Origin of the sequence: Microbacterium sp., assembly GCF_035277845.1 — a bacterium.
In the GTDB taxonomy this organism is placed as follows: domain Bacteria; phylum Actinomycetota; class Actinomycetes; order Actinomycetales; family Microbacteriaceae; genus Microbacterium.
Window position 1 is genome coordinate 1 of sequence record NZ_DATEJS010000262.1, and the last position, 4,140, is coordinate 4,140.

A 4,140-nucleotide genomic window follows, 5' to 3' on the forward strand; every position below is an offset into this window, starting at 1 on the left:
ATCGGCCGCACGCCGCGCTCAAACCCCGCCACCTACACCGGCGTCTTCGACCACATCAGGCGGCTGTTCGCGGCTACCACAGAGGCGAAGGTTCGCGGCTACCAGCCCGGCCGGTTCTCGTTCAACGTGAAGGGCGGCCGCTGCGAGGCTTGCTCGGGCGACGGCACCATCAAGATCGAGATGAACTTCCTGCCCGACGTGTACGTCGACTGCGAGGTCTGCCACGGTGCCAGGTACAACACCGATACCCTCCAGGTGCACTACAAGGGCAAGTCGATCGCCGAGGTGCTCGACATGCCGATCGAGGAGGCGTCGACGTTCTTCGAGCCGGTGCCGGCCATTCACAGGCACCTGAAGACGCTCGTCGACGTCGGCCTCGGCTACGTGCGGCTCGGGCAGTCCGCGACGACGCTCTCCGGCGGCGAGGCGCAGCGCGTCAAACTCGCCACCGAACTGCAGCGGCGCTCCAACGGCCGCTCGGTGTACGTGCTCGACGAGCCCACCACGGGTCTGCACTTCGAGGACGTCGCGCGCCTGCTCGAGGTGCTCGGCGGCCTCGTCGACAAGGGCAACACCGTGATCGTCATCGAGCACAACCTCGACGTGATCAAGTGCTCCGACTGGATCGTGGACCTCGGCCCGGAGGGCGGAGCCGGCGGCGGCACGGTGGTCGCGACCGGCACGCCCGAACAGGTCGCCCGGGTGGAGTCATCCCACACCGGCATGTTCCTCGCCGAGATGTTCGCCCTGCGGCACGCTCAGGAACCGGTGCTCGCCGAGCGCAAGGCGGGGTGACCCGGCATGGCCGATCAGCTGCCGTACAAGCCGAGGCAGGGGGAGATCCCGACGCAGCCCGGCGTGTACCGGTTCCGGGATGCCGCCGGCCGCATCCTGTACGTCGGCAAGGCCAAGAGCCTGCGCCAGCGGCTGTCGAACTACTTCGCTCCGCTGCACACCCTGCACGAGCGCACGCGGCGCATGGTCACCACGGCCGCCTCCGTGGAGTGGACCGTCGTCGGCAGCGACGTCGAGGCGCTGCAGCTGGAGTACATGTGGATCCAGGAGTACACGCCGCCGTTCAACGTGCGGTACAAGGACGACAAGTCGTACCCCTACCTCGCCGTCACCCTCGCCGACGAGGCGCCGCGGGTGATGGTCACGCGCAACCGCAGGATCCCCGGGGCGAAGTACTTCGGCCCGTACCCCAAGGTCTGGGCGGTGCACGACACCATCGACCTCATGATCAAGGTGTTCCCGATCCGCACCTGCAGTGACGCCTCGTACAAGAAGGCGATGGCCACCGGGCGGCCCTGCTTCCCCGGTCAGATCGGGCGCTGCGGCGGACCGTGCTCGATGACGGTCACGATCGAGGAGCACCGGGCGATCGTCGACGACTTCATCGCCTTCCTCGCGGGCGGCGATGCGCGTTTCACGCGTGAGCTGACGCGCCGCATGCGCGAGGCGTCGGCCGCGATGGACTACGAGGCGGCGGCGATCTACCGCGACAAGCTGCACTCCATCGACGCGGTGCTCAGCCGCAGCGCGCTCGTGCTCGCCGAGGACACGGACGCCGACCTGTTCGGCATCGCGGAGGACGAGCTGGCGGCGACCGTGCAGCAGTTCGTGGTGCGCGGCGGCCGCGTGCGGGGCGTCAAGGCGACCACGATCGAGAAGGAGATCGACATCGCCGGCGCCGACCTCGTCGATCAGGTGCTGCAGCGCACGTACGGGGATGCCGCCCCCGCCGACGTGCCCCGCCAGGTGCTGGTGCCGGTGCTGCCCGACGACGCGTCGGGCCTCGAGGAGTGGCTGCGGGATCGCCGCGGCCGGAACGTGTCGATCCAGGTCGCGCAGCGCGGGCGCAAGGCCGAGTTGATGCGGACCGCGACGCTGAACGCCCAGCAGGCGCTGGTGCTGCACAAGACCCGGCGCAGCAGCGACTACGTCACCCGGACGCAGGCGCTCGGCGACCTGCAGGATGCGCTCGGACTCGCCGAGGCGCCGCTGCGCATCGAATGCTACGACGCCTCCCACCTCTCCGGCACGAACGTGGTGGTGTCGATGGTGGTCTTCGAGGACGGCATCCCGCGCAAAGACCAGTACCGGTCGTTCAACGTGGCCGACACCACGGACGACACCGACACGCTCTATCAGGTGCTGATGCGGCGGTTGGCGTACCTGGACCGCCCCGAGACCGAGGAGGCGCCGGTCGACGCCACCGACGACGGCGAGGTCGTGACGACCCGGCGGAAGCCGCGATTCGCCTACACCCCGCAGCTGCTGATCGTCGACGGCGGTCAGCCGCAGGTCGCGGCGGCCGCGCGGGCGCTGCGCGACAGCGGCCACGAGGAGATCGCCCTGTGCGGCATCGCCAAGCGGCTGGAGGAGATCTGGCTGCCCGGCGACGACTTCCCGGTCATCCTGCCGCGCACGTCCGAGGCGCTGTATCTCGTGCAGCGGCTGCGCGACGAAGCGCACCGGTTCGCCATCACGCACCAGCGCAAGCGTCGCAAGCGCGACATCTCCACGGTGCTGGCCGAGGTGCCCGGGCTCGGCGAGGCGCGCATCAAGACCCTGCTGCGGCATTTCGGCTCGGTCGCCCGGCTGCGGGCCGCCTCCGCCGACGAGATCGCGGAGCTTCCCGGCTTCGGCCCGAAGCTCGCCGCCTCCGTCCACGCGCATGTGACGACGCGTCAGACCACCCCCTAAGCTGAGGGCGGACGAGCCTGGGGGAGAGATGACCGAAGAGACACCGCACGAGACCGGTGAGGTGCTCATCGTCACCGGAATGTCCGGTGCCGGCCGGTCCACCGTCGCCGACGCCCTCGAGGACATGGGGTGGTACGTCGTCGACAACCTGCCCCCGCAGATGCTGCGGCCCCTGCTCGAGGTCTCCGGGCTGGCCGGCAGCGCCCTGCCCCGGGTCGCCGCGGTGGTCGACGTGCGCGGCCGCGACATGTTCACGCAGCTGCCCGATGTCACCCGCACCCTGCGGGATGCCCGTCCGCAGCTGCGCGTCGTGTTCCTGGACGCGTCCGACGAGGTGCTCGTGCGCCGCTACGAGGCGGTGCGGCGGCCGCATCCCCTGCAGGAGGACGGCACGATCCTCGACGGCATCCAGCGCGAGCGGGTGCGCTCCGCCGCGATCCGCGAAGCCGCCGACGTCATCATCGACACCACGAACTTCAACATCCACCAGCTCGCCACCCAGGTGGTCGACCTGTTCTCCGACGAGGGGTCCGCGCAGCACACGCTCACGATCATGAGCTTCGGCTTCAAGTACGGGCTGCCGCCGGACGCGGACGTGGTCGCCGACATGCGGTTCCTGCCGAATCCGTACTGGCAGGACGAACTGCGCGCCCTCACCGGCGAGGACGACGCGGTGCGCACGTTCGTCCTCGGGCAGCCGGGGGCGAAGGAGTTCCTGAACGCCTACGAGCAGGCCATGATCCCGGTGCTGGCGGGCTATCAGCGCGAGAACAAGCGTCACAGCGTGATCGCGGTGGGATGCACCGGCGGCAAGCACCGCTCGGTGGTGATGACCCGCGAGCTCGCCGATCGGCTCGGACGTCTTCCCGGGGTGGCGGTGCGCGTGAAGCACCGTGACCTCGGACGGGAGTGAGGGCCGGGTAAGCTGGACGATCGTCCCGCCCACCGTTCCCACGAGGAGTCCCGTGTCGCTGACCGCCAATGTGAAGGCAGAGCTGATCGCCCTGCGCGACCCGCGTCCGACGGCGCGTGTCGCCGAGCTGACGGCGCTGCTGCGGTTCTCCGGCGGACTGCATTCGATCGCGGGACGCGTCGCCGTCGAGGCCGAGGTCGACTCGGACCGCCTGGCGCGGCGCATCGCCCGCGAGATCATGGAGCTGTACGGCGTGCGCCCCGAGCTCGTTCAGCTGCAGGCGGCATCCGCCCGCGGCGCCGGTCGGTACGCCGTCCGCGTCATCGACGGCGGCGAGACCCTCGCCCGCCAGACCGGCCTGCTCGACCAGCGCCGTCGCCCGGTGCGCGGACTGCCCAACAAGCTCACCACGGGCTCCCGGCCCGACCTCGCCGCCACCTGGCGCGGCACGTTCCTGGCGGCCGGCTCGCTGTCCGCCACCTGGCGCGGCACGTTCCTGGCGGCCGGCTCGCTGTCCG

3 protein-coding genes and 1 pseudogene are annotated in these 4,140 nt (G+C 70.4%); all 4 read left to right on the forward strand.

Annotated features, from left to right (window positions below; translation table 11 throughout):
- Positions 1-795 (forward strand): annotated as a pseudogene (locus VJR25_RS11330) (excinuclease ABC subunit A); the annotation flags it as partial.
- Between the two features lie 6 nt (positions 796-801).
- Positions 802-2,709 carry an excinuclease ABC subunit UvrC gene (uvrC, locus tag VJR25_RS11335; protein ID WP_324115078.1) on the forward strand — a complete coding sequence of 636 codons (1,908 nt, stop codon included), beginning with the start codon at positions 802-804 and terminating at the stop codon, positions 2,707-2,709.
- 28 nt (positions 2,710-2,737) lie between these two features.
- Positions 2,738-3,622 carry an RNase adapter RapZ gene (gene rapZ, locus VJR25_RS11340; protein WP_324115079.1) on the forward strand — a complete coding sequence of 295 codons (885 nt, stop codon included), beginning with the start codon at positions 2,738-2,740 and terminating at the stop codon, positions 3,620-3,622.
- A 52-nt stretch (positions 3,623-3,674) separates the two neighbouring features.
- On the forward strand, positions 3,675-4,140 hold a 466-nt coding region (whiA, locus tag VJR25_RS11345; RefSeq protein WP_324115080.1), incomplete at its 3' end, for a DNA-binding protein WhiA.